At 46.2% G+C, this 26767-nt stretch carries 20 protein-coding genes and 1 riboswitch; of the genes, 13 read left to right on the top strand and 7 right to left on the bottom strand.

Annotated features, from left to right (window positions below):
• Positions 1–185 precede the first annotated feature (185 nt).
• The 4 genes from CES81_RS06195 to thiS are packed head-to-tail and all read right to left on the bottom strand — an operon-like array spanning position 186 to position 3045.
• Complete coding sequence (locus CES81_RS06195) at positions 186–1409, bottom strand: M20 family metallo-hydrolase (protein WP_089121093.1); 1224 nt, start codon at positions 1407–1409, stop codon at positions 186–188.
• Positions 1406–2176 carry a thiazole synthase gene (locus CES81_RS06190; RefSeq protein ID WP_089121092.1) on the bottom strand — a complete coding sequence of 257 codons (771 nt, stop codon included), beginning with the start codon at positions 2174–2176 and terminating at the stop codon, positions 1406–1408. The genes CES81_RS06195 and CES81_RS06190 overlap by 4 nt, the downstream gene beginning before the upstream one ends.
• 11 nt (positions 2177–2187) lie before the next feature.
• The gene (thiF, locus tag CES81_RS06185; RefSeq protein ID WP_180949743.1) at positions 2188–2832 is read right to left on the bottom strand and encodes a sulfur carrier protein ThiS adenylyltransferase ThiF; all 645 of its coding nucleotides are present in this window, start codon (positions 2830–2832) and stop codon (positions 2188–2190) included.
• A 12-nt stretch (positions 2833–2844) separates the two neighbouring features.
• The gene (gene thiS / locus CES81_RS06180; protein WP_089087918.1) at positions 2845–3045 is read right to left on the bottom strand and encodes a sulfur carrier protein ThiS; all 201 of its coding nucleotides are present in this window, start codon (positions 3043–3045) and stop codon (positions 2845–2847) included.
• A gap of 111 nt (positions 3046–3156) precedes the next feature.
• Positions 3157–3249: riboswitch (TPP riboswitch) on the bottom strand.
• A gap of 165 nt (positions 3250–3414) precedes the next feature.
• Here thiS and thiE point away from each other — a divergent pair.
• Positions 3415–4047: a thiamine phosphate synthase gene (gene thiE, locus CES81_RS06175; protein ID WP_089121090.1), complete on the top strand. Its 633-nt coding sequence runs from the start codon at positions 3415–3417 to the stop codon at positions 4045–4047.
• 75 nt (positions 4048–4122) lie between these two features.
• Here the strand turns inward: thiE and CES81_RS06170 are convergent, their stop codons facing one another.
• Positions 4123–4884, bottom strand: coding sequence for a flavodoxin family protein (locus tag CES81_RS06170; protein WP_089121089.1), 762 nt, complete (start codon positions 4882–4884; stop codon positions 4123–4125).
• 210 nt (positions 4885–5094) lie between these two features.
• Here CES81_RS06170 and CES81_RS06165 point away from each other — a divergent pair, with 210 nt between their 5' ends.
• The 5 genes from CES81_RS06165 to recO are packed head-to-tail and all read left to right on the top strand — an operon-like array spanning position 5095 to position 8670.
• On the top strand, positions 5095–6063 hold the full coding sequence (locus CES81_RS06165) for a PhoH family protein (RefSeq protein WP_089121088.1): 969 nt from the start codon (positions 5095–5097) through the stop codon (positions 6061–6063).
• 15 nt (positions 6064–6078) lie between these two features.
• Positions 6079–6564 carry an rRNA maturation RNase YbeY gene (ybeY, locus tag CES81_RS06160; protein WP_089121087.1) on the top strand — a complete coding sequence of 162 codons (486 nt, stop codon included), beginning with the start codon at positions 6079–6081 and terminating at the stop codon, positions 6562–6564.
• Complete coding sequence (locus tag CES81_RS06155) at positions 6548–6949, top strand: diacylglycerol kinase family protein (RefSeq protein WP_089121086.1); 402 nt, start codon at positions 6548–6550, stop codon at positions 6947–6949. The genes ybeY and CES81_RS06155 overlap by 17 nt, the downstream gene beginning before the upstream one ends.
• 18 nt (positions 6950–6967) lie before the next feature.
• The gene (era, locus tag CES81_RS06150) at positions 6968–7873 is read left to right on the top strand and encodes a GTPase Era (RefSeq protein ID WP_089087912.1); all 906 of its coding nucleotides are present in this window, start codon (positions 6968–6970) and stop codon (positions 7871–7873) included.
• Positions 7874–7887: 14 nt separating this feature from the next.
• Positions 7888–8670 carry a DNA repair protein RecO gene (gene recO / locus CES81_RS06145; RefSeq protein WP_089121085.1) on the top strand — a complete coding sequence of 261 codons (783 nt, stop codon included), beginning with the start codon at positions 7888–7890 and terminating at the stop codon, positions 8668–8670.
• Positions 8671–8910: 240 nt separating this feature from the next.
• Here recO and CES81_RS06140 read toward each other — a convergent pair whose 3' ends face one another.
• Positions 8911–10341 (bottom strand): NAD-dependent succinate-semialdehyde dehydrogenase, encoded by a 1431-nt coding sequence (locus tag CES81_RS06140; protein ID WP_089121084.1) that lies wholly within the window; start codon positions 10339–10341, stop codon positions 8911–8913.
• Positions 10342–10705: 364 nt separating this feature from the next.
• On the opposite strand from CES81_RS06140, the gene CES81_RS06135 reads away from it, so the two are divergent.
• The 4 genes from CES81_RS06135 (at position 10706) to CES81_RS06120 (ending at position 16679) form a co-directional block, all read left to right on the top strand.
• Positions 10706–12115, top strand: coding sequence for an MFS transporter (locus CES81_RS06135; RefSeq protein ID WP_089121083.1), 1410 nt, complete (start codon positions 10706–10708; stop codon positions 12113–12115).
• 314 nt (positions 12116–12429) lie between these two features.
• On the top strand, positions 12430–13356 hold the full coding sequence (gene glyQ, locus CES81_RS06130) for a glycine--tRNA ligase subunit alpha (RefSeq protein ID WP_089087908.1): 927 nt from the start codon (positions 12430–12432) through the stop codon (positions 13354–13356).
• Complete coding sequence (gene glyS / locus CES81_RS06125) at positions 13356–15428, top strand: glycine--tRNA ligase subunit beta (protein WP_089121082.1); 2073 nt, start codon at positions 13356–13358, stop codon at positions 15426–15428. The genes glyQ and glyS overlap by 1 nt, the downstream gene beginning before the upstream one ends.
• Before the next feature lie 222 nt (positions 15429–15650).
• Positions 15651–16679 (top strand): GW dipeptide domain-containing protein, encoded by a 1029-nt coding sequence (locus CES81_RS06120; RefSeq protein ID WP_089121081.1) that lies wholly within the window; start codon positions 15651–15653, stop codon positions 16677–16679.
• Between the two features lie 347 nt (positions 16680–17026).
• Here CES81_RS06120 and CES81_RS06115 read toward each other — a convergent pair whose 3' ends face one another.
• Positions 17027–17275 carry a hypothetical protein gene (locus tag CES81_RS06115; protein WP_089121080.1) on the bottom strand — a complete coding sequence of 83 codons (249 nt, stop codon included), beginning with the start codon at positions 17273–17275 and terminating at the stop codon, positions 17027–17029.
• A 262-nt stretch (positions 17276–17537) separates the two neighbouring features.
• Between CES81_RS06115 and dnaG the strand changes: the two genes are divergently transcribed.
• From dnaG to CES81_RS06100, 3 genes are all read left to right on the top strand, one after another.
• Positions 17538–19385, top strand: a complete 1848-nt coding sequence (dnaG, locus tag CES81_RS06110; RefSeq protein ID WP_089121095.1) for a DNA primase — start codon at positions 17538–17540, stop codon at positions 19383–19385.
• An 11-nt stretch (positions 19386–19396) separates the two neighbouring features.
• Positions 19397–20536 (top strand): RNA polymerase sigma factor RpoD, encoded by a 1140-nt coding sequence (gene rpoD, locus CES81_RS06105; protein ID WP_089087900.1) that lies wholly within the window; start codon positions 19397–19399, stop codon positions 20534–20536.
• Between the two features lie 712 nt (positions 20537–21248).
• The gene (locus CES81_RS06100; protein ID WP_089121079.1) at positions 21249–26669 is read left to right on the top strand and encodes a mucin-binding protein; all 5421 of its coding nucleotides are present in this window, start codon (positions 21249–21251) and stop codon (positions 26667–26669) included.
• Positions 26670–26767: the final 98 nt, after the last annotated feature.

The following is a 26767-nucleotide window of genomic DNA, read 5'->3' as shown; positions in this document are numbered from 1 at the left end:
TTCTTTAACCGCATTTCACTAATCCAGAAATAGTAAAAAGCACAGTCACAAAAATGTGACTGCGCTTATGAGACACCATCAATACGATTTGACGATGACCCAATAATTTTAGCTAAACAAAGGACTGAGTAATTGCTGTATGCAATTACTCAGTCCTTTTTAGTTAATCGGAAAGTGTTTAATCACTAGTATGCCTGGGCATGCAAACTAGCCATTAATAATTTAATGCCGGCTTTTAAATCGGCCGGGTGAGTCAATTCGTTGGGTGCGTGACTGATGCCGCCTTCACTGGGAACGAAGATCATAGTGGTGGGTGACACTTGATTCATCACGTAGCTGTCATGGCCTGCACCTGAAACCATGACGCGTGCACTGAGACCTAACCGCCGCGCAATTTGCTCATTTTGTGAAAGCAGGGTGGTATCGAAGGCTGCGGGTAAATCTCTGACGTACCGGTTGGCAATCACCTTAATAAGTGGATCTGTTACTCGGTTTAAGCACTCATTGATCGACTGTTCAAATTGGTTTAAGACACTATCATCGGCATGGCGAACGTCAATGGTCAAGCAAACCGTTCCCGGTATCACATTGGAAGCATTTGGGGAAACCGTTAGCTGACCAACTGTAAAGGTCAAACTGTCGCTTAATTGATGAGCGATGCGTTCAAGTCTCGTAATCATATTGACCGCAGTTTGGAGGGCATCGTGCCGGTTATTCATGGGGGTCGTGCCAGCATGATTGGACTGGCCTTTAACCGTTACTGTGAATCGTCGCTGACCAACGATACCAGAAACTAAACCAATTTGATCCTGACTGGTAACCAGTCTGGGGCCTTGTTCAATATGCAGTTCCGTAAAGCTGGCTGGAATCACTGGCCGCTTAACGATGGTATTCTTTAGTGCCTGTAATTGCGAAACGGCTGTGCGCCGAGCGTGTTCAAAGCTGACACCATCAGAATCAGTTAGGTTTGGTACGGTTTGCTGAAGTGCATAGTATTTGGAACCGCTAAACGTGGTCTTAAAGCGGCTGCCTTCTTCTTCGCTGAAGGAGATCAGTCGCAGTGTATGCTGAGGTGTTCCAAACCGTTCCTTAAGTTCATGAAGGGCTTGCAGCCCCCCAAGGACACCATATAACCCGTCGTATCGTCCGCCATTGATCACCGTATCCATATGCGAGCCAGTCGCAATGACTTGGTTGTCTTTACCTGGTAGATCTAAATAAACGTTGCCGTAGTTATCGACTATCGTGGTGAGACCAATCTGCTGACCAAAATGGATCAATGCCGATTGAGCTGCTATCCAGTTTGGTGAATAAACTAAGCGATTTTGGCCAATGGTGTCATCAGAAAGTTGGCAAATTTGCTGGAAGCGACGTTTAAAGGTCAACCACGTACTGGTTGCACGAATCATTTGCTTAAGCCGGCAAGCGGTGATGAAGCAACGGCACCGTGTTCAATAATGCGGCCGGGACCGGCAAGGTAAGCTTTTCGGCCAGCTGCCACAGCTAGACGGAAAGCTTCTGCCATGAGCGGAATGTTCTGCGCAGTTGCCATGGACGTATTGGCCATAATGGCATCAGCACCCATTTCCATGGCCGAAGCTGCTTCGCTTGGACGACCAATACCAGCGTCGATGATGATTGGTACGTCGATCTCATCAATCAGAATTTGAATCAGATCTTTAGTGGCTAAGCCCTTGTTTGTGCCAATTGGGGCTGCTAAAGGCATGACGGTAGCAGCACCGGCGTCCACTAGCTGACGGGCCACGTTTAAGTCAGGTAAGACGTAGGGCATGACGATGAACCCTTCGTTTGCCAGTACCTCGGTGGCTTTGACGGTTTCGTTATTATCTGGCATCAGATATTTTTTATCTGGGACAACCTCTAGCTTGATAAAGTGACTGCCACTGAGTTCTCGGGCTAAATGGGCGGTCCGAATGGCTTCTTCAGCGTTGGTTGAACCGGAAGTGTTCGGCAGAATGGTAATGCCTTCCGGAATGTAGTTGAGAATATTTTCTTCTGCTGAATCGGTTCGGCGTAAAGCCATGGTGATGATCTGCGCCTTAGCTTGATTAATGGCTGAATCAATTAAATCATAGGAATATTTACCGGATCCCAGAATAAAACGGGACGTGAATGTGTGTCCACCAATGGTGAGCAAATCTGCTTCTTCTGACATGTTGCTTCCTCCTAAATATTGGTTTCTCCTAAAATCAAACGGGTAATCATATTTGCTTCGTGGCCTGCCGCAATCATAACCCGCGGTGCCATGAGACCTTCAGCACCAGCGGTTGTGCCGTCACCAGCGATATAAAGGTTAGGACGGACTTGTTTGGTGACAATGGCATTAGAACTGTGAGTGCCCGCCATCCCGGTTGCCATGACCATGGGCTTGTCCGGAAAAAATTCACTGGCTGCGTCTAACAGCATGGCTTTCGCACTAGGATTATCAAAGGCTTCACAGATAATGTCGCAATCGGCGAAAAGCGCTGCAACGTTATCGTGAGTTACTTTTTGAACGAGGGTGTCGATGGTAACGAAGGGGTTGAATTCCTGCAAGTTCTGTTTGAGGGCGGTGACTTTGTCCATGCCCACTTGACTGAGCTTAAACTGCTGCCGGTTTAAATTACTTAGTTCAACCTGGTCAAAATCAATCAGGGTCAAATGCCCGACTCCGATCCGCGTTAGCGCAATGGCAATGTTGGAACCCAAACCGCCAGCACCGGCAATGGTCACGTGAGCCTTGACTAAGCGGTCGGTGGAATTCGCAACGTTGCGGTCCTTCATCCCCTGATAAACGTCTTTAATTGTCATTCCCTGAAGTGTTGGCTGCATGCGCATTCCCCCTTAACGACCGCCACCGACAAACGAAATGAGTTCTAGCTTGTCGTTTGGCTTGATCAGTGTTTCTTCGTATTCAGGTCGATGGATGATTGTCCCGTTTAACTCCACAACAACGTTATCTACCGGCGTTTTGCGCTGTTGTAAAAAGGTGAGTAGGTTTTGACCAGCAGCATCTGCTAGTGGCTCGCCGTTTACAGTAACCATAAAAAAACCCCTTTCCGTTTGTCTACGAGGAAGGGGCATTATCAAGTCCGCTTAATAAACTTTCCTGCACGAAAAAAGACCTTTCATGCAGGAAGGCCTTTGGGCTGATAAATTCAGTAAAAGTTGTCTTCCTTCGGTAGTACAAACTACATCAGGTTCGATGGGTCTAATCTCAGCCAATTATTGGCACCCCAGACGAACTAACGTTATTTAATTTTAATGTTTGAGTCGCTTAACGCACTCATTGGTTATATTTATAAGCTAGAATGTTGTGGAAGTCAAGTAAGAATATTCCCGTGACAAGCGTGAATAATTTCGGTAGACTATTTTCGGGTATTAGAAGTTCAGCCAATCAGGAGGCAATGAATGATGAAAATTAAGAAGCGGCCGCTGTATTTAGTGACGGATGCATTGCACTATTCGGAGACGGCCTTTTTAAAACGGATCGCTGCTGCGTGCCAGGGCGGGGTGGATCTCGTTCAACTACGTGAAAAAGAGTTAACCAGTTTACAGTATTTTCAACGCGCCTACGCCGTCAAACAAATTACCGACAAGTATCAGGTACCATTGCTGATTGACGATCGCTTAGACATTGCCCAGGCGGTGAAGGCTGCTGGTGTGCATCTTGGGCAAAAGGACCTCCCCGTTGAAGTCGCCCGGCGGATATTGGGACCGGATGCCATTATCGGAGCCACTGCCAAGACACTTGAACAAGCCCGTTTAGCTGCTGAACAGGGGGCTGACTATCTCGGAGTAGGCGCAATCTTCCCAACAACGACCCACGTTGAAACGGTGCGAACGAGTGTTGATACGTTACGGGCAATTAAACAAGCCGTTAATATTCCCGTGTACGCTATCGGGGGCTTAAACGCTGCTAATGTGGACGCAGTACAACCAGCAGAAGTTGACGGTGTAGCAGTTGTTTCCGTAATTATGAAGGCACGCGATCCGCTAACGGCTGCGCAACAGTTACGCCAACAAATCATTTCCGTTACGCAATAAAAAATAGCCACGCAATCAATAAAATGGGCGGCTATTTGGCACATACAAGTATATAATTGCTAGATACAATAATGCTTAACGGCGCCGATGCTTAACAACGGTAAAAAAGTGCAAAATACCGGCTAGTAACACGAAGAAAATCAGTACAAAGCTCACATATACGGCCCAGAATTCACTGGCAGAAATTAAGTGAAACAGGAATTGGATTCCCATTGTTAAAAAAGCCATCACGGCAACCATGCAAAAAAGTTCAATATAACGTTTCAAAGTACTATCATCTCGTTTCGGTTTAGTGATCAGTTTGCTGCCTGCACGCTTGCACTCGGATGACTTGGCAGCTGGAATCTGTTTCATAAACAGGGTTCCTGGCAGAACTAACTCGTTAATTTTAATTAATCCCGCTGCAGACATCACTTTATCAATGGTGCGAAAGCTATTATCCGTGATGCCGGAAGTAAAGTTTTCAAACGTTCCGGCGTAGCAGCTGGTAATGCTCAAGTAATGTTTGTTTTTAAAGCGGTCCGGGTGAGTACCGCCCTTGTGATCAAAACGGACTAAACGTCCCCGCATGCAGTCTAAAAAGTCCTTCATTTTGCCTGCCAGTCCACCCCAATACGTAGGCGCTGCCAGTACCCAAACATCACTTTCTAGTAATTTGTCAGTTAACTGGTCTAACACGGGGTCACGCTGACCAACCTGATCCGGGTGAAAGTCATAATCCTCCAAGTAAATCGTTTCGGTGGTGTGAGGTGCTGGCACGCTGTTTAAAACGGTCGTCAGCATTTGAGCAGTCAAACCGTTTTGCCGATGAGCCCCAAGAATCCCGAGAATTTTCAAGGTAATCTCCCTCCTATCTAAGGAATATCATACTGCAAAAACGTTATATTTGGGATGATAATTTTGTTATATCCTGATAAGCGAATGGTTTAATTTAAATCTGAAAATGGCGGTCCAATCGCTTACATCACACTTGGTCGAGCTTTTCTGACCGCTTTGTCGTATAATGGTCTAAGAAATCTAAAATTTATGTAAAGGAGTCAATTGTATTTGGCTGAAAATACGCAAACTGAAAAAGAATATATCTTAGCCAATCCGGAACAGGGCGTCGCTATTTTGGGTGCGCAGGACCAATTCGTTTCCCTTTTAGAAGAAGGGTTAAACGTCACGATTCACCCATTTGGTAATTCCATTAAGATTGCCGGCGAGCCGTTTCAGGTTCAAAAGGGCATGGATATTTTAAAAAATATGGATAAGCTGATCCAGCAAGGTATTCAGCTGAATAGTGCTGACGTGGTCAGTGCCATGAAGATGGCTGATAAGGGCACTTTGGAGTACTTCCTGGATCTTTACACCGAAACGTTGATCAAGGATGCTAAGGGCCGAGCTGTACGGGTTAAAAATTACGGTCAGCGACAGTACATTGATGCTATCAAACACAATGATGTGACCTTTGGTGTCGGTCCCGCTGGTACTGGTAAAACATATTTGGCGGTGGTCATGGCGATTGCCGCTTTGAAACGCGGTGACGTGGAAAAAATCATTTTGACTCGGCCAGCCGTTGAAGCTGGTGAGAACCTGGGCTTTTTGCCAGGGGACTTAAAGGATAAGGTCGATCCTTATCTGCGGCCAATTTATGATGCCCTCTATGCGATTCTTGGGGCTGAGCATACCAACCGGTTAATGGATCGTGGTGTGATTGAAATTGCACCGTTGGCTTATATGCGTGGCCGAACTTTAGATGGTGCGTTCGTGATTTTGGATGAGGCACAAAATGCGACCAATATGCAAATGAAAATGTTTTTGACCCGACTGGGTTTTGGTTCAAAAATGATTGTTAATGGGGATATTACCCAAATTGATTTACCACGTCATAGCCAAAGTGGGTTAGTACAAGCAATGGGTATCTTAAAGCACGTCAAACACATTGATTTTGTTCAGTTCACTGCTGATGACGTTGTTCGTCACCCGGTAGTTGCCGCAATTATTAATGCTTATGAAGCTGTCGAAAATAAATAAGGACGAGTATAAAAAATGGATTTAGAAATTTATGATGAAACCAAAAACGGCGTTCCAGAAGAGCACGTTAAGCTAGTTAAGGACGTGCTGGAATACGCTGGTAAATATATTAAGCTTAAAGAAAATACCGAAATGTCGGTCACGTTTGTGAACAACGACCGCATTCAAGAAATCAACCGAAAATACCGTGGGGTTGATCGAGCAACCGATGTTATCAGCTTTGCCATTGAAGATAGTGCTGAAGATGACGAGTTTCCAATTGTGATGGACGACGAATTGGAAGAAGAGATCCCCGAAAACATTGGTGATATTTTTGTGTCAGTTGATAAAGTAGGAGAGCAAGCGGAATATTTGGAACATTCTTACGAACGAGAACTGGGCTTTTTAGTTGTTCACGGCTTTTTACATTTAAATGGCTACGATCATATGGAGCCAGAAGACGAAAAAGTGATGTTCAAATTACAAAGGGATATACTCGACGCATATGGGCTTAAACGATAAACAAGTTAATAAAAACCGGAATTTTTTTCAGTCGTTAGTTCACGCTTTAGACGGGGTTTACAGCTTAGTTTCTACCGAGCGGAACTTCCGCAAGCACATTATTTTAGCCGCGATTGCGGTCGTAATGGGTATCTGGCTGCGGCTGTCCATCAATGAATGGCTGTGGATCACCCTGGCCATTTTTGTGGTGGTGGTAGCTGAGGTTTTAAATACCGTTGTGGAGGCCATTGTTGACTTAATCGTCGGTCATCACTATCATGATGGGGCGAAGAAAGCCAAGGATGTTGCTGCTGGTGGTGTGTTGATTGCGGCCTGTTTTGCCGTCGTCATCGGCTGCTTGATTTTTATTCCGGAATTGATACAGAAATTTCACGTTCATTTATAGATAGAAGGGAAGTATATTTTGGATAATCCAAATTATCGTAGTGGCTTTGTTGCCATTGTCGGTCGGCCAAACGTCGGCAAATCAACGCTACTAAACCGGGTGGTGGGACAAAAAGTCGCTATCATGTCCGATAAACCGCAAACTACGCGTAACAAGATTCAGGGTATCTACACGACGGATGATGCTCAGATTGTTTTTATTGATACCCCGGGGATTCACAAACCGAAGAGCGAATTAGGGGATTACATGATGAAATCAGCGTTGTCTTCCTTAAACGAAGTTGACGCAGTGATCATGATGGTCAACGCTGAACAACGGCGCGGTGCCGGTGACAACTTTATTATTGATCGCTTAAAGACCGTTAAAAAGCCGGTGTATTTGGTCGTGAATAAAATTGATCAAATTACGCCTGATGATCTGTTAGTCGTCATTGATCAGTACAAAGATGCTTTAAATTGGCAAGAAGTATTGCCAATCTCAGCTTTGGAAGGTAATAACGTTGAAGAGCTGCTAAACGAGTTAGTCGGTAAGTTACCTCATGGCCCTCAGTACTACCCAGACGACCAGGTCACGGATCACCCAGAACGGTTCGTCGTTTCTGAATTGATTCGCGAAAAGATTTTTCAGCTGACCCGGCAGGAGATTCCGCATTCAGTGGCGGTTGTTGTTGATAAAATGAGTCGTCAAAACGAACAAAAAATCCACGTTGAGGCCACCATTGTTGTTGACCGGCCAACTCAAAAAGCCATTGTGATCGGTAAGGGCGGTTCCATGTTGAAGAAGATTGGCACCCTGGCCCGCAAGGATATTGAAAACTTGTTGGGTGATAAAGTTTACCTTGAACTGTGGGTCAAGGTCGTACCGGGTTGGCGCGATAAGTCGTCAGCATTGCAATCCTACGGGTACCGTAAAGACGATTATTAGAGTGTGGTGATTCAATGGCTGGACAACTCATGAATTTTCATGGCATTGTCATGTATCAAAAGGCGTACCGCGAACGGGATATGCTGATTAAGTTTTTTACTGAAGAGGCTGGCAAACGGATGTTTTTTATCCGCGGTGCCAAAAAACGCGGTTTTAAAATGACGGCGGATCTTTTACCGTTTACTTACGGCGTATACGCGGGAGACATTCGGGAACCGGGGCTGTCGTTTATTAACGCAGCCAAGGATACTGAAAATTTCAGCAATATTGCCCAGGATATTTCTAAAAACGCCTACGCAACTTATATCATGTCGCTGCTGGATATGGCGATCCCTGACAATCAGCTTTTAGGTGGCTGGTATCAGCGGCTTTTTCATGCCTTGTCGCTGATTAATGGCGGGCTGGATGAAGCCATCATTACTAATATTTTTGAAGTTCAAATGATGGGTCTATTCGGGGTGGAACCGAATTTGCGACAGTGCGTGATCTGCGGTCGGACGGATCTGCCCTTTGACTATTCTGAATCCTACGGTGGATTGTTATGCCAGGCACATTGGCATTTGGATCCCAACCGCTTAGATTTAGATCAGCGGACGATTTATTATCTGCGCCAGTTTTCGGCGGTTGACCTGACTAAGCTGAAAACAATTAGTGTCCATGAAGACACTAAACGGCACCTGCGCCGGGCCCTGGATATGATCTATTCGGATACGATCGGGGTTTACCCCAAGTCTAAGCGTTTCTTGGATCAAATGATGAAGTGGAAACCGTTAGATAAGTCAAAACCAGAAAAATAAGGGGCTGTGACACAACTCGGTAGATTCCAGAATATAACACCAACAACGCCATTCCGATGAGTTTTATCGGGATGGCGTTGTTAGTGTTATATGGCCGGAATCTGAGTTGTGGAACAGGTTAAGGCTATATTCAAGTAATGAACTAAAGCAAATTTTAGGATGTGTGAGTCAAGAAATTAAATTAAATCTTTGTCGATATAGACTTTTGTCACAAGTCCTTATTTCCAGAAGTTAATGGGTTTATTTAGCGGTCGGGACGTCAGTTGCTACCAGACCCCCAGCCACGTTATCCAAGTTAGGCTGATCGGTTTTAACAATCAGCTGTTCGTTAACGAAGGCCATTTCACCAATGTGGCTCATTTCGCGGCCATAACCAGAAAGCTTAACCCCGCCAAATGGCAGTTCTGGTAGGCTCACCATAAAGTTGTTGACGAAAACCATGCCAGTTTCGATTTGAGCAGCCACTTCAGCGCCGTGATCAGCATCGCCCGCAAAGACAATGCCGCCCAGACCATAAGGGTTGTCGTTAGCCAATTCGATGGCTTCTTCTTCGGAATGGACTTTATAAACGGCTGCAACTGGGCCAAACATTTCCTCCGAGTAAGCCGGATTGTTTTTGTCGATATCGGTTAAAATGGTTGGCATGAAGAATTGACCGGGCAGATCGATCGGTTCGTTGCCATACACCACTTTAGCACCGGCCGCAATCGCGTCATCAACTTGTTTTTGCAGCTTATTTTTGGCCTTCTCACGGTTCATCGGTGCTAGCGAGGTTGCCGGATCCAGTGGGTCGCCAGGAACGACTTGGCTGAATTTATCTTTCAGACCTTCAACGAATTGGTCGTAGACGTTGTCCATGACGATGAACCGCTTGGAAGAGGTGCATACTTGACCAGTGTTATAAAGCCTTGCGCGCCAAGCAATATCGATCACGTCGTCCATGTTGGCATCGCCCAGCACGACGAAGGGATCCATACCGCCAAGTTCCATGGTGTTCTTTTTCAGGTTTTTGCCCGCAGCGCCAGCAACCGCAGTACCGCCCCGTTCGGAACCCGTTAAGGCTACCCCTTGGATCCGTGGATCTTCGATGGCTTCGGTCACTTGGTCATATGACAGGAAGAGGTTAATTAACGAACCTTCAGGAGCGCCAGCTTCAGCGACGATATCCGTAAACATTTGTGCACTGGTAGGGGTGTTAGCGGCGTGCTTTAAAATCATGGGGTTACCCACGATGAAGTTAGGCGCGAATACCCGCATGATTTGGTAGTACGGGAAGTTCCACGGTTCTACCATCATGACTACGCCGGTTGCTGAGTGGTGGATCTCGGCGATACCAGTCGCAATGGTATCGATCTTTTCCGGAGTCAGGATCTCTTCACCATGGTCAGCAAACCAGTCAGCAATGATGGCACACAGTTCGACTTCGCCTTCCGATTCGCGAAGCAACTTGCCCATGTCAATGGTGCAGGCCCGTGCCAGTTCTGCGGCATGCTCACGCAGCTTGGCGGCAACGTTGTGCAAAATAGCGGCCCGTTCGGCGACTGGCTGTTTCCGGTTTTGTTTGTAAAGGGCGTGACCGGTGGTTAACGCAGCCTGTAATTCTTCTTCTGTTGCAAAGGGATATTCTTTGACGACTTCATTGGTATAGGGATTTATTGTTGCATAAGCCATTTGAAATTTCCTCCTTCTAGTTTTTAAAAACTAGGCGTAAAACAGTGACCCAAAATAAAATGATTAACTAAAAATCATGCCTTTGGTACGATTTGAGAATACGCGTTATTGGAATCGTTTACAATCACTTCGCTTGTGAATTTATATTCAAAATTGCTTTATAGCAATTAATGAGCACTCAATATGATTCACAAATTAGTGATGGAATGAAAGCATTTCGTTGAAAAATTAAATAAGTCTGTAATTTAAGCAGAAATGGTATAGCTCATTTTAGAAGCGGTTTTCAACGTGAGCTTTAGCGCACCCCAAAATCTTAATACCAGTTATAATCAGAGCGTTAAGAGTAGATAAGGGGGTCGTTAAAATGAATGAGAATGAACCGCGAAGGTGGTGGATCCTGCTTTCCATCGGGATCTTTGCCTTTATGAGCAACCTGGATTCTAGTATTGTCAACGTTGCGATGCCTATCATGGCTAAGCAGCTGGCAATTCCCATGAACAAGATCGAATGGGTGGTGTCCATCTACTTGATCGTGGTGAGTGCGCTATTACTCTTTTTTGGCAAATTAGGTGATATGTACGGTAAAATCAAAGTTTTTCGCATCGGCATGGCGGTTTTTATTATGGGTTCTTTTATTTCCGGTCTTCAGTGGACCTTTGAGTTTCTGTTGCTAGGCCGGGTGATTCAAGGAATCGGTTCGGCGATGACCTTATCTAACACTTACGGCATCACCACCGCAACGTTTAGTCTAAAAGAACGGGGCAAGGCCATGGGGCTGATCGGGACGTTTGTGTCATTCGGTGCGGTGGCTGGTCCCGGAATCGGCGGTTTAGTCTTGTCCCACTTTAGCTGGGGCTACATTTTCTGGATCAACGTACCGCTGGGAATTTTTGCGATGCTCCTTGGCCAGATCGTTTTACCCAAAACAATGGCAGCATCGACGGACAAAAGAATCGACTGGCCGGGGTCAGTTTCCTTTGCCCTATTGATCGTCAGTTTATTTTTAGCGATCTTTTGGGGCCAGGAAGTGGGGTACTTCACGGCTGTGCCGCTGGCAGGTTACGCCATCGCCGTGATTTCAGTCAGCTGGTTTATTCACACGGAACGTCGCAGTTCAACGCCGCTGATGCCCTTAAACATTTTTAAAATTAAGCCGTTTTCTTACGGTATTGGGGCTGCCATCTTAATCTTCCTATCGAATTTCTTCACCGTGGTTCTCATGCCCTTTTACCTGGAAGATGCCAGACGGTTAAGTGCTGGTCAAGCGGGCTTATTAATGATCATCTTTCCCGTTGTGACGATGATTGCCGGACCAATCGGCGGGGTGTTAGCTGACCGGTTTAACCCCGCTAAAATCGTCACGTTAGGATTAAGTATTGTGGCCTTATCCCAGTTGGGATACTGGTTCTTAAACCTGCACAGTTCACTGTGGGTCTACGCCATGATCACCGTGATCATGGCTGCCGGTACCGGTTTGTTTCAATCGCCCAACAGCGATATTGTGATGTCGGTGGTCAGCAAAGATCAACTGGGCAGTGCCGGCAGTATCAACGCCCTGGCGCGAAATATCGGCATGGTGTCCGGTACGGCCCTAGCTACTACGGTGCTCTTCAGCGTGATGAGTCTGCTTGCCCGCACCAAGGTCACCACGTATCTGCCGGATCAGCCGCAACTGTTCATTTCGGGGATGCACGTGGCCTTCACCGGGTCGTTTCTTTTCATCGTGTTAGCGATCCTGCTTTCCTTGAAGCAAGGGGAACTGGACTTAAAGTAATTCACTGGTTGAGATTGACTTTTATTTTGCAGACGCTTAAAATAATGGGGAATTGAATAGTGATCGGCAATGAAAAAAGAGGGTTGGTTCAACGGTTAAACAGCGACTTCGGGATAGGTGGAAACCGAAGTGATCGTGAGCCAATTGGCACTTTTTGAGCTGGTGTAAACGAAGCTGCTGGGGGTACCCCAGAAGTAGGGTGGAACCGCGAAATTAAACTTTCGTCCCTATGTAGGTCTATCAGACTACATTGGGACGTTTTTTTGTGCCGTTTGTCCCTCGTCATCGCCGTCACACAATAGGAGGATATAGTTTTGACCAAGAAATTGTCAATGCAACAAATCATCTTGACCTTGCAGCAATATTGGTCCGCACAAGGCTGCATGCTGATGCAGGCTTACGATACGGAAAAGGGTGCCGGGACTATGAGCCCGTACACCTTTTTACGGGCAATCGGCCCAGAGCCTTGGAATGCGGCTTACGTAGAACCATCACGGCGGCCAGCGGATGGCCGGTACGCTGAAAACCCGAACCGGTTATATCAACACCACCAGTTCCAAGTGGTGATGAAGCCTTCACCAGAAAATATTCAGGACCTTTATTTAAACAGTTTAAAAGAATTGGGTATCGATCCTTTGGAACACGATATTCGCTTCGTTGAAGATAACTGGGAGAACCCCTCAATGGGCTGTGCCGGTGTTGGTTGGGAAGTTTGGCTTGACGGGATGGAAGTCTCTCAATTTACTTACTTCCAAATCGTCGGCGGTCTTGAAGTGGACCCGGTGACTTCTGAAATCACTTACGGCCTCGAACGACTGGCGTCATACATTCAAGACGTTGACAGTGTCTTCGACTTGGAATGGGGCGACGGCGTGATGTACGGGGACATTTTCCGTGAACCCGAAATCGAACACTCAACTTACAGCTTTGAAAAGAGCAACCAAGAGATGCTGCTGCAGATGTTTGATGACTATGAAGGCGAAGCTAAAAAACAGATTGCTAACGGTTTAGTGCACCCGGCTTACGACTACATTTTGAAGTGCTCGCACACCTTTAACCTGTTGGACGCCCGCGGTGCTGTTTCCGTTACTGAACGGGCTGGTTACCTGTCTCGGATCCGCCGAATGGCACACTCTGTTGCCAGAGCCTTTGTTGCTAAACGGAAAGAATTCGGCTTCCCGTTAATTAAAGACGAGAAAAAGCGGCAAGCATTATTAGCAGACGGGGAGGACAAGAAGTAATGGCACATACATTTTTACTTGAAATTGGTTTGGAAGAGATGCCTGCTCACGTTGTGACCCCAAGCATCAAGCAATTAGTTCAAAAAACCAAGAAGTACCTCAAAGATGAACGTATCAGTTTTGATGACATCAAGCCGTTTTCAACACCACGCCGGTTAGCCATTCAAATCAGCGGTTTAGCTGACAAACAGCCGGACATTGACAAAGAAGTCAAGGGTCCCGCTAAGAAGATTGCCTTGGACAAGGACGGCAACTGGTCTAAAGCCGCCCAAGGATTCACTCGCGGCCAAGGGGTCACGGTAGATGACATCACCTTTAAAGAATTAAAGGGCACGGAATACGTCTACGTTGAAAAACACATTGCCGGTCAATCCGTAGAATCAGTCTTAGCTGGTTTGAAGGATGTCGTTACTGGCATGACCTTCCCAACCATGATGAAGTGGGGTAGTTATCACTTCGAATACATCCGCCCAATCAAGTGGCTGGTAGCTTTGTTAGACGACAAAGTTATTCCGTTCCAAATCCTGGATATCAACACCGACCGCAAGACGCGCGGCCACCGATTCTTAGGCAAGACCATCACTTTGGCCAACGCCACCGATTACGAAGACGCTTTGAACAGTGAATTCGTCATTGCTGACGCTAAGAAGCGGAAAGCTAAGATTCAGGCTCAAATCGAAAAAATTGCTGCCGACAATAACTGGGTAATCAAGTTGAACCCGGACTTGTTGGAGGAAGTTAACAACTTGGTTGAATGGCCAACTGCCTTTACCGGCGGCTTTGATGAGAAATACCTGGCCATTCCAGACGAAGTGCTGATCACCTCTATGCGTGACCACCAACGGTTCTTCTACGTTCTGGATCAAAACGGCAAGTTGTTACCGCACTTTGTTTCCGTTCGTAACGGGAACGCTGATCACATTCAAAACGTGGTTGCCGGTAACGAACGGGTGTTAGCTGCCCGTTTGGCTGATGCTATGTTCTTCTACCAAGAAGACCAGAAGCAGACCGTTGAGGACTACGTTGAACGGTTGAAAGCCGTCAGCTTCCACGACAAGATCAGTACCATGTACGACAAGATGCAGCGGGTGGCTGTCATTGCCGAAAACCTGGGTAAGAAACTGGGCTTAGACGAGACGCAGATCAAGGACCTTGTCCGGGCTGCTCACATCTACAAGTTTGACCTGGTTACCGGCATGGTTGGAGAATTTGCTGAATTGCAAGGGGTCATGGGTGAGAAGTACGCCCTATTGAACGGTGAAAACCCAGTGGTGGCTCAAGCCATCCGTGAACACTACATGCCAATTTCAGCTGATGGTGATTTACCAGAATCCACCGTTGGTGCCGTCTTGGCCATTGCTGATAAGATCGACAGTATTTTGACCTTCTTCGCTGCCGGTATGATCCCAAGCGGTTCTAACGACCCATACGCTTTACGTCGTCAGGCTACTGGGATCGTGCGGATCATCCGTACCAACAAGTGGCACTTTAACCAGCGGATGGTGGAAGATGCCATTGATGCTGAAACCAGTGCTAACGTGGCACCTGATCTGGACCAAAGGGCACAAGTTAAAGCCGTTGGCGACTTCTTGCGCGACCGGATCAAGGTCACCTTATTGGGTGAAAAGGTTAAGCATGATATCGTGGATGCCGTCATTGGCGGACCAAACACCGACCTGATGGACAACTTCACCACTGCCCGAGTATTGAGCGATCATCAAAACGATGACGACTTCAAGGGCACCATTGAAGCCTTGACTCGGGTCCTGCGGATTGCTCAGAAGGCCGATAAGAGCAAGCTGTCTGCCGTTGATACCAGCTTGTTTGATAACGACAGCGAACCGAAGCTGCACGATGCTGTTGAGCAGGTTGCCAAACAGGCTTCTGACTTGGATATCCCTGCTTACTACGATGCTTTGGCCGCTTTGAAGCCGGTCATTAACGACTATTTTGACGCTACGATGGTCATGGCCGACGACGAGAAGGTTAAAAACAACCGTCTTAGCCAGTTAAGCCAGTTATCCGATTTGATCTTGCATCTGGGCGACCTTAACCAGTTGATTGTGAAGTAAATCAATTGGTCTAAAACACGTTCGATTCTGTCGGACAGTGCTACTCGACAATAAGGCTAAAAGTGATATAATTAGAGTACGCTATTAATGAAACTGAAATCAAATACCAGCTTGAGCGGCGGAGGCTCAGGCTGGTTTTTTGCGTATCATTTCTCCGGTAGTGGCTAAAAATGTTAGAATTAACCTGTGAAAAAATTTGATCGATCCTACAGGGGGAAAACAATGCTAAATCGCAAATGGTTAAAGGGATTACTCACAATGGGTTTGCTGGTTGGCGGAATTGGCGCTAGTGCGATCACTGCTCAAGCAAAGCGTTATGCTAAAGTCATTAAAACGTCATATTCACTGGTTGAATCAAGTACTTACCTGAACGTGACGGGTAAGCATGCGCTTTATAATAAACCGGGGACGACTAAGGGCGCCAAAGTCGTCAAAACAAAGAGTCAACTTAAAAAATACGCCGTTTCAAAGCACGGGATGGATTCTTTTATGTGGCTGCGAACGGCGACTACGAATAGACACAGTGTTTACCTTAAAATTGCAACCTTTGATCACAAAGTGCAAGGCTGGATCTACGATGGGAAAACAAAGAACCCTTACGTTGGCGTGATTCGATATCAGGATGCTGCGCATACTGTGCCAGCTGGGGGCGTCAACGCCTTCAAGACCGTTACGCCAAGTTCTTTAACTACGGATGAGGCGACGGGTTTCTACCGTCTGGCTAATCCGGGGACTGCCAACGACGGCACGGCAAAGGTTTATTCCACACCATTCGAAACTGGTCCGTTTAAGGTGATCGTCAACATGCCTAACAAGGCTTCGTCAGCTGACTATGCGAACGATGTGTTTGTGATCACGGGTGCTGAGACGCGGACGCGCCAAGGTGACCGCTGGTTAAGTGTCCAAGATCTTTCTAATAGCCGAATTGCCGGTGTCATTAGAGATGGTGCCTTAAAAAAGATTGCTCCCGTTAGCGCGCAGGACGGTGTCACGGTCAACTATGTTGAAAGAAGTACTGGTAAAAAAGTCGGCTCTGTGATCGTACCGTTTGGTGCAGCAGTCGGTAAAACGACCATGGATTTTGGCTACGAATTCGATAATCAGCCAGGCGCATCTACTCAATACATGAATATGCCTGCTGGATATATAGGTGCTTATTCCGAAGATAACTTCTTTGGGACGCAACCAGGAACTCATGATGTTACCAAGGGTTCTGTTGTCACTTATTATGTCCAGAAGAAAACCAATTAATGTCCAGAATGTGAAGCCTTACAAATGGTCGAATCGCAGTAGAAAATAGAAGGTGAGTTTCTGTCATTTTAAAGCGTTAAAAAAGGGTGTGACACAACTCGGTAGATTCCAGAATATAACACCCAAATGCCCTATCTCAATGGTTTTATTGGGATGGGGCATTTGGGTGTTATATGGCCGGAATCTGAGTTGTGGAGCAGGCTAAGGCTATATTCCAGTAGTGAACTAAGAGACATTTTTAACGGTGTTTTAGTCAAAAAATTAACTGAAATCCTATCGATATAGACTTAAGCCACGGGTCCCTTTTAGTATGTTGTAAGAAAATGGCAGAAGTCTGCTTAAATGAGTTAGGAGACTTGTGCCTGAACAAAATATTTATTGATCACGAACTGGTGGCGCTGATTATAGTGACCATAGACGGCAATCTTACTGTTCGTTCGAGCACGATAGAGGAAATCTAAGGCATGCTGCACCACAATACAGTGTAATGTTTGCCCGTCAATTGTTAGAATAGGAACGTACAGCATTGTAGGCACTTGCTTGATCACCTTGGGTTCTGCCGTCAGTGTGCCAGTTAAGTTAATGAAGTTGGTCATTTTCAACACCGCCTTTAAAGTTAAATCCATTATACAAACGTACGTTCGCATAATCAAGCTAAAGGTATCTTTTTTAGTTGCCTACATATAAGGTGTTATAGTTGCACATATACACTTAACTTGATATGATGTAACTACGTACGCGGTAGATTGCAAAAAAGAATGATTGATAGTGATTATGAATTTGTTTTGACAATTTATCCGCAGGTTATTACCGATGTTTTTTGAAGCGATTTGGTTGTTAATGAAGGGGGTTGCGCCGTTGGCGAGAATACCCGAACAGGTAATTGAACAAGTCCGCGATGCAACTGATATCGTGGATTTTATTAGTCAATATGTCCAATTGCAGAAGCAAGGGAAGAATTTCTTTGGTCTGTGTCCATTTCATGAAGAACGGACACCTTCTTTTTCGGTCACTGAAGATAAGCAGATTTTTCACTGCTTCAGTTGCGGCCGAGGCGGTAACGTCTTCAAGTTTTTGATGGAACTGGAGAATGTCAGCTTCCAAGAAGCTGTGGTCAAAGTAGCAGAATTCTCACACGTTTCGCTTGATGAACAGATCGTTAACGCAGCAACCGGTGCCGGTCAGCACGGTGACCCGCAGTCACCGACAAATCAGCTGATCAAGCTGCACCAAGACGCAACAAAGCTTTACACGCACATTTTAATGAACACGGAAATGGGCCAGCCAGCGTTAGATTACTTGCATAAACGCGGCTTGACTGATCAAACGATTTCGGATTACGGTTTGGGGTATGCCCCCAGCAAGCAGTTGTTAAAGCCGTTCTTTGAGACGCATAAGGTTGATTACCAGACGTTGCGGCATTCCGGCTTGTTCATTGAGAATCAGGATGGTGACTTACGTGACCGGTTCGTTGACCGGATCATGTATCCCATCCGCAACCAGTCGGGTCAAGTCATTGCGTTTTCCGGTCGGCTGTTAAAACAGCTGCCGGACCAGCCCAAGTATTTGAACAGTCCTGAAACCGAATTGTTTAATAAGCGGAAGGTGCTATTTAACTTCGATCTGGCGCGGGGAGCCGTGCGTAAGCAGGGTAATTTGATCTTGTTTGAAGGGTTTATGGATGTGATGTCGGCCCACCAGTCCGGTGTGGATAACGGCGTGGCTTCCATGGGAACCAGTTTGACTGAAGAGCAGATCTATGCGATTCAGCGGATCACCAAGCAAGTCTACGTCTGTTATGACGGTGATACCCCGGGTCAAAAGGCGACGCAGCGGGCGTTATCCATTTTACGCGATAACTCCAGCTTAACGTTAGGCGTCATTCAGATGCCTGAGGGCATGGATCCCGACGAATACCGGCAAAAGTACGGTGAGGCCAAATTGGCCAGCGCGCTGGAATCCGCCCGCGAAACACCAGTCGCGTTTGAGATGAGGTACTTGAAGGGCCAATACGATGTCGACACTGATGCCGGGCGGCTGCAATACCTGAATGATATTCTAGCTATTCTGGCAACGGTGAAATCGCCGGTTGAACAAGACGTTTATCTGACTCAGCTAGCAGATCGTTTTCAACTGGAAAAAACCAGTCTACGTCAGCAGTTAGCCATGGTTAAACCGGTTAAACAAACCACTGAAAAGGCGAGTCAGCCAGCTGCCCGCACTGGTCAAAGCCAGCCACCGACGCAACAGCAGCAGGTGGTCAAGCGCACACCGGTCGAAAAGGCGGAACGGGCTTTGCTGTACCGGATGCTGCACGATCACGATGTGTGGTTGCGGGTCACCGGAATACCGCAGTTCAGTTTTGCTGACGATGATTACCAGCTGGTTTACACGCTGGCACAAGGGTACTTTGAGACCCACCAGAGTTATGCACCAGCGCAGTTTGTGGATTTTATTCACAATGATCATTTGCAAAACCTGGTGATCGACATTGAATCGATGCAGTTAAACGAGTCAACCAGTGAGGGCGAAATCGATGATTACGTTCAGTTGATCATGAAGATTGCGCCGCTGACGAAACAAATTGGCGAAACGGAACAAGCGTTGCAAGAAGCCAAGCGGTTAGGCGATAACGACCGCGTGCGCCAACTTGTGATCGAGTACATTAAGCTACAACAACAAAAGCAGTCTCAAAAACAAGCTTAGGGGGCTTTCTAATGGCAAAAGAAACAAAGAAAAGCAGCAAGACGACAAGCAAGGCATTCGATCAAAAAGGTTACGATAAAGCCGTTAAGAACCTGGTAAAGGACTACAAGAAAAAGGGACAAGTCACCTATGATGAACTTTCAGATAAGATCGCTTCACCGTTTGGTTTAACCGCCAAAAAGATGGATGGTCTGCTGGAAAAAGTCGAAGATGCCGGTATCAGTGTCGTTGACGAAAACGGTGACCCAGATTCACGTGCCGTTAAGGCTGCCAAGAAAGTCAGTGCCAGTGAGTTAAAGGATACCTCCGCACCTTCTGGTGTTAAAATCAATGATCCTGTGCGGATGTACTTGAAGGAAATCGGTCGGGTCAAACTGTTAACGGCCGACGAAGAAGTTGCGTTAGCCTTACGGATCGAACAAGGCGACGAAGAAGCTAAGCAAGAATTAGCCGAAGCTAACTTACGTTTGGTGGTTTCCATTGCTAAGCGTTACGTTGGCCGTGGGATGCAGTTCTTGGACCTGATTCAAGAAGGTAACATGGGTCTGATGAAGGCCGTTGAAAAGTTTGATTACCGTAAGGGATTCAAGTTCTCAACTTATGCGACTTGGTGGATTCGTCAAGCCATTACCCGTGCAATTGCGGACCAAGCCCGGACTATCCGTATCCCAGTGCACATGGTTGAAACCATCAACAAGCTGATCCGGATCCAACGTCAATTACTGCAAGACTTAGGCCGTGAGCCTACTCCGGAAGAAATTGGTGCTGAAATGGATATGCCAACGGAAAAGGTTCGTGAGATTTTGAAGATCGCTCAAGAACCCGTTTCCTTGGAAACCCCAATTGGTGAAGAGGACGACTCTCACTTAGGCGACTTCATTGAAGATGACGATGCTACTAGTCCGGCTGACCACGCCGCTTACGAACTGCTGAAAGAGCAGCTTGAAAGCGTCTTGGATACGCTGACTGACCGGGAAGAAAACGTTTTGCGTCTTCGTTTCGGTTTGGATGACGGCCGCACCCGTACTTTGGAAGAAGTCGGCAAAGTCTTCGGGGTTACCCGTGAACGGATTCGTCAAATCGAAGCTAAAGCTTTGCGTAAGCTGCGTCACCCATCACGTTCAAAGCAGCTGAAGGATTTTTTGGAGTAGGCTTAAAAAAGCAGCTTAATTTTTATTACCCATTAATATCATAAATAAACACCTTAATCACGGGTCAAAATGACTTGATGATCAAGGTGTTTTTTTATAAAGTGGCGTCAGTTGAGAAAATGCGGTCTTTTAATGCTGAGATGAATCACTATCTTAGACGGCCATAATTATTCAGGAGCAGGGAAACACAAGGGAGATTGTGCTATAAGTCTCTATTGATAAATCTGCAATCGAGTTTCTTAACTAAAACACAGCTTAGGATTTACTTTCGTTCATTTCTTTAATGGTAGCCCTAACCCGTTTCATCACTCAGATTCCGGCCGTTTAACACCAAGCAGCGTCTTCCCAATCAAGACCATCGGAAGAACGCTGCTTGGTGTTAAATTCTGGAATCTACCGAGTTATGTCACGACTTCAACCAATGAGCTGGTTTCCCGTTCGCTAGCAGCCAACTGATAAAGCTGGCTCTCATTGTTTTTTAATTTTCTAAAAATAGGTCTGTTGAATTTAGGCGGTCTTCTTTACTTGTGAAATAGATAATCTTATAATCAAGGGAAAGAGGAGGGGCGTAAAAAGCGGTTACTAAGCTAAATGTTATGGGAAATCACGTTAGATTATTCGTTTATCAAAGGCTTTAAAATAAGAGTATTTTAAGAAGCTTCTAATTATCGTTATAACGTTAAGAGGGAAATTAAACTTTGGGGGTATCAAAATGGTAGGCAAGAACAATCATATTCGAACAGTCAAGTCGAATTTAACAAAACATTATAAGACGTATAAGGCTGGAAGACATTGGATTTATGCCAGCCTTGCTAGTTTGGCACTTGGTGTCGGTTTGCTGTTAGGGGGCACAACGAGTTATGCCGATACTACGACGACTGCTTCTCAGACCCCAGTCAATACAGTATCGGCGGATTCAGGTAACGGTGCTGTGGGTGCTGAAAAGGCCAGTACAGCACCGTCAAAAGCGGGTGAAAAGACCACTGTCAGCAACTCCAGTAACACTGCAACTACAAGTGATCATGTAACAAGCGATTCATCTGAAAACCCGGTTAAAAACGTCAAAGCTAACGGTATAGTGCCCACAAACAGTAGCGAAAGCGCTGAAAATTCACCTGTAACTGCAAGTGATACGGCTGCTAAGTCTGCTGATGATTCTGCCACTAAAGTCAGTGCACCAGCTGAGTCGCAAATCCAATCGGCTAAGCCCAAAAGTGAACAACCAGCGACCGCCACAAGGTTAGTTGACCCGACGCAAGAGCAGGTAGCGGCTGCCAAGGCGAGTGCAGAACAAACTTATGCTGCCACTCATCAACCACAGGAAATTGATGCTGTTGCACCTGATTCACAGGCATCTTTGAAGATTTCGACTAATGCCATTGGGTATGGTACGGGTGCTACACCGCCACTAACGGTGACTTTAACGACTAATGCTAAGGCTGGAGACGTTTATACCATCACTATTCCAGCTAATACACAGGTGTTTTCATATCAGTCTGCAGCTCACTTAGTGTCCGCAGCAGGAACGACGACTGAGACGACCAATGCCGATGGTTCACACACGATTACTGATACTTTTACTGCCGATTCAACAACCACTCAGCAAATCAAACTGGATATCGGTGGTAATTATGCTGGACAGGATGCTGGTATGCCTGATGTGGGCAAAACACTGACCAAAACGATTACCTGGACCATCAATGGGCAAGCTCAAACACCGGTCACCTTTACTCAGACCATTAAGCCAACGACTAAATTATCCACGGTTACTTTACTCTATCCGAGTTCAAAAGAGGTTTCGGTTATTTTACCCAACAAAAATTATGTTTTTGCACTGAGCGTTAATGAAGCCAACGGTATCCGAGATGATAGTTGGAAGTCTGCTAAGGTTAATAGTGCCGACAATTACGGCGGTTCTAAGATCACGATTCCGGTACCAACGGGTTTTGTTCTCGACGAAGATAGCACGAGTCAAATCAATGGCCTTACCGATGGCACAACGATCACCCAACCTGGCGGCAAGGGATCCGATGTCATGATTAATGTGCCAGCAAAGGCTGGTAATCAAGGCTACCAGGAAGTTCCACCATATAAAATCGTCGGCGCTTTTGATGTCCCTCAAACGAACACGAACCAGACGTTGACGGCCAGTGGTGACGTAACATTTTCTCAAATTGTCAATTCGGATAATGACACGATTACCGATAAAGCTGACCCTTGGCGTATAACGTTAATTGCTAACCAAGGCGGTACTGACGTTGGAAATAGTACTGCCGCTACTACTGGCAGAGGGAATGCGACGGGAACCAATAAGTTTGTTTTGGACACTGATCCTACTGATGACCCAGCGTACTTGGCCAGTTTTGGCTTTGCTTATAATTCGGCAGCTGAATCGTCAAGTACGCAGTTTAAAATTACGGTTCCCGATGGTCTGGATGCCACAAGTATTCAAGTACCAGGATCGATTGTTTCCCCAACCGTTTATTTACCAGAAACGACTAGTTACAGTTATACGCTGACGCTAGCTGATGGCACAACTGAAACGGGTACGGTTAATGCTGGCGACAAGGTAACGCCAAATGATCATTCAGCTATTCGTACAGCTGTTTTTGTGCCTAATCAACTGGCTCCCGGTACTAATACGGGCGACAACAATCAATTAGGTGGTAAATTTAGTTTTGTTATTTTTGGTCATTTATCAAACACCTATGATAATGGAGCACCCGTTAAAGTTAACGATCAGCTTATAACGACGTTTAATGCGGGTTTTGATGCCAGTGGTAACCCAATTACAAGCGATAAGTCAGTGACACAAACAGTTGTAGAAGCCGAATCCCTAGGTGTTGGATACGTGTCACATAACGCCAACTGGGACATGCCGGGGAACCCTAACGCTGGAAAGTTTCAATTAGAACAGGGTGGCGGTCGAGGTCAAACGACTTACGATATTTTTGAACCGATCTTCTACTTTGTCATTCCTAAGTCCAGCACGGTTGCGTCAACGAATCATCCAGATGGGGCCAAAATCAGTGAATTTACGACGGATGATGGTCATACGGTGGTTAAATTTGATTACACGGGTTCTGGTGTGACGATTGATACACACAAAGATACTGGCACATATGCTACCGTTACTTTGGCTAACAAGCCGGATGCACTACCAGGAAATTATCCTTTCTATATGTACATTGTGTCGCCCAAAACTAAAATAGCTAATAATACACCAGCCGTTGATCCTAGCTACGTTGAGAACAATCCAAACGCATTCTTGATGGGCGACGTCGGTAGCGGTAATTGGACGATTACGACGGCTAGTTCTTTCTTCAACACCTCATTAGCACAAGGTAATCAAAATGTGGATGCGATTACTAAAGGTACAAGTGACGACCAAGGCGATTCAACACTGAATTTCTTTGATGCTATCGTCTACACTTCCTTAGCTGATAACGCCAAAGACAGTAACGCTAGCGTGGCGATCAACTTACCTACGATTGGTGATTCAAAGGGTTCTCAATACACGTTTAAGTTAACCGGACCAATCAAGGTACCAACCAATTACACCGTTGTTGATGGCCAAGGAGCTGCCATTAACCCCACCGTTTTGTACTCGACTCAACCCCAAGCAGTCAATGATAATGCGACAACGCCAGATACTACGGGATACGTCACCGCTGATCAAGTTACTGACTGGTCGGCAATTCGTTCGATTGTTATCGAGATCAAAGGGATTCAGGCCAATACTTCAACGGGTAGAATCCCAATCAGTGGTACGGCTGATAACTTTAATACACTAGCCGGTAAAATTGGCTATTTGCAGACTATTTTCTACGGGAATGGTGCGAAAGCCAGTGTAAATTCTAATGATGCTTCGATTGCAATCACTGGGACATCGACGATCAAGACACGATTCCACTATGTAGATGCTAATGGGGCTGATCAGTATATCGATCTGGATGATTTATCCAAGACACTTAATGATAATGCGGATACGTTTAAGGATGATTACCCAACAAAACTTTCTGGTTTTTCAAGTACTGATCAAGCGCTAATTCCAACTGGTTATAAGCTTGTGACTGATGTTTCTGGCAACACGACACCAACGATCATTGATGGTACTGGTGACGGTAAAGCTCAATTTGGGCAAGTTACGCAATACTTCTATGACGGTGATTTTGTTCAGTATGAATTAGTCGGTAATGTTAACGCTCAAGTTGAGTACGTTGATGATGATAATAATGGTGCAGTTGTTGGTACGTCGACAACAATTTCCGGGACTTCAGGAGGCACCGCAAATTGGACTGCTAATCATATTCCGACTGGCTACAAGTTGGCTAACGGTCAAGCTGCAAACGGCACGTATCAGTTTACCAATGGCACTGATCAAACGGTTAAGATTCACCTGGTTCATATTGTTGATCAGACGACGATGTCTACCACCCGAACAATTACTTATACGGGGGTTGCCACTGGCAATCCTGAATCAAACAGCAAGCAATTGAATTGGACAGTGGCTACCGATCAAGTTACGGGTGCGACAACGTATACGCCAACTGGTAACTACCCTGAAGTAACCTCACCAACAGTACCGGGTTATACACCAGATCAAGCAACTGTTGCAGCAGGGACTGATACGGTTACTACTACAAAGCCATCTGATTCGAGTGTGACTGTTACCTATTCTGCAGTTGATCAGAGCGCTAAAGTAGAATATGTAGATGATGATAACAACGGCGCAGTCGTTGGGACACCAACTACGCTCACCGGCAAGACTTCTGGCACAGCTAACTGGAACACGAACAATAAGCCAGCAGGATACCATTTGGCCGCCGGGCAGGCTGCCAGTGGGACGTATCAGTTCACGAATGGTACTGATCAGACAGTGAAGATTCATCTGACCCACATTGTGGATTACAGTAAGGCTACAACGACCAGAACGATTAATTACGTCGTCGATGATCCTAATTACACCGGTCAAGTACCGGAAACACAGACGCAGACGATCAACTGGAAGATCACGACTGATGAAGCCACCGGTGAAACGGTGGCTACACCACAAGGTGCCTACTATAAACAGATCTCACCAATAATTATAGGATACGAAGCGGATACGCCAGAAGTAGCGCAGAAAGCTTATGGTAGTGTGACAAGTGATAATTTGCCAAAAGCTAAAATTGATGATGTAACTGTCACATACCATCCAAGTGAACAGACAGCACAAGTGGAATACGTTGACGATGATAATGGCGGTGCACTTGTGGGTACACCAACGACCATCACGGGTGTCACTAACGGTACGGCTACTTGGAACACGAATAATATTCCTGCTCACTATGTTCTTGCCCCTGGGAAAACATCTAGTGGTACGTACATCTTCAATGCTGGTCACAATCAACCGTTTATGATTCACTTGAACCATAAGTTGGATTACACCGCAGCCATTTCAACCCGAACGATTCACTACGTGGTTGATGATCCGAATTACACGGGGCAACCACTCCCGCCACGGGTCCAGACGGTTAAATGGCACGTGGTCACCGATGAAGTCACTGGTGCTAGTGTCGCCACACCAGAAGGTGCCTACTATGAGGTGACAGTGCCTGATCTGCCAGGTTACACGGCTAACCCAACCAAGGTCGGTCAACAAGCACTTGGCAGTGTGGCGGCTGACGACGTTTCAAAGTACAACGAAAATGTCTACGTCACCTATACACTTACACCGGTTGAACAGCCAGGCGGTAACTCAACCGAAAATTCAATGGTGCCTACTCCGCCGTCAATGGGTCCAAATGATGACACGACTACCCCAGGGCAGATCGTTACGGAAACCCCTGCACCGGGCAAGGCGATTGTTGGCAAGCAGACCGAGGGTTCTGGAAACGCAATTGTAACCAGCCGGAATGCCGGTCGTGCTGAAACGGTGAAGACGGCCAATGCCTCAGAGGTCGCTTCAACAACAAGGACGGTATCAAACAGTCGAACAAGCAGCCAAGCTCAGGCTTCAGCTACCCCTCAACGTCAGTTGCCGCAAACTAACGAGCAGCAGCATTCTGAAATTGGGCTAGGAATTCTTGGCCTGCTTACCGGCATCCTTGGGTTGACTAGTTTGAAACGGCGTAAACGTGATGATGAGTAAGTCAGGCTTGTTTCAATGAGTTTTTACTTAAAAAAGTGTCACAGCCCAAAAACGGCTGCGGCACTTTTTTTGGCTCTTCAGGCCGATGATTGATTGCG

This window comes from Secundilactobacillus pentosiphilus (assembly GCF_002217985.1).
Classification (GTDB): domain Bacteria; phylum Bacillota; class Bacilli; order Lactobacillales; family Lactobacillaceae; genus Secundilactobacillus; species Secundilactobacillus pentosiphilus.
This window is presented reverse-complemented; position numbering and strand designations above follow the sequence as displayed.

Coding starts and splice junctions, on each gene's coding strand:
- thiF (WP_180949743.1), bottom strand. CDS start 2,832: ATGCAGCCAACACTTCAGGGAATGACAATTAAAGACGTTTATCAGGGG.
- rpoD (WP_089087900.1), top strand. CDS start 19,397: ATGGCAAAAGAAACAAAGAAAAGCAGCAAGACGACAAGCAAGGCATTC.
- CES81_RS06195 (WP_089121093.1), bottom strand. CDS start 1,409: ATGATTCGTGCAACCAGTACGTGGTTGACCTTTAAACGTCGCTTCCAG.
- CES81_RS06190 (WP_089121092.1), bottom strand. CDS start 2,176: ATGTCAGAAGAAGCAGATTTGCTCACCATTGGTGGACACACATTCACG.
- ybeY (WP_089121087.1), top strand. CDS start 6,079: ATGGATTTAGAAATTTATGATGAAACCAAAAACGGCGTTCCAGAAGAG.
- CES81_RS06115 (WP_089121080.1), bottom strand. CDS start 17,275: ATGACCAACTTCATTAACTTAACTGGCACACTGACGGCAGAACCCAAG.
- CES81_RS06140 (WP_089121084.1), bottom strand. CDS start 10,341: ATGGCTTATGCAACAATAAATCCCTATACCAATGAAGTCGTCAAAGAA.
- thiS (WP_089087918.1), bottom strand. CDS start 3,045: ATGGTTACTGTAAACGGCGAGCCACTAGCAGATGCTGCTGGTCAAAAC.
- CES81_RS06120 (WP_089121081.1), top strand. CDS start 15,651: ATGCTAAATCGCAAATGGTTAAAGGGATTACTCACAATGGGTTTGCTG.
- recO (WP_089121085.1), top strand. CDS start 7,888: ATGGCTGGACAACTCATGAATTTTCATGGCATTGTCATGTATCAAAAG.
- CES81_RS06135 (WP_089121083.1), top strand. CDS start 10,706: ATGAATGAGAATGAACCGCGAAGGTGGTGGATCCTGCTTTCCATCGGG.
- CES81_RS06155 (WP_089121086.1), top strand. CDS start 6,548: ATGGGCTTAAACGATAAACAAGTTAATAAAAACCGGAATTTTTTTCAG.
- CES81_RS06100 (WP_089121079.1), top strand. CDS start 21,249: ATGGTAGGCAAGAACAATCATATTCGAACAGTCAAGTCGAATTTAACA.
- thiE (WP_089121090.1), top strand. CDS start 3,415: ATGAAAATTAAGAAGCGGCCGCTGTATTTAGTGACGGATGCATTGCAC.
- glyS (WP_089121082.1), top strand. CDS start 13,356: ATGGCACATACATTTTTACTTGAAATTGGTTTGGAAGAGATGCCTGCT.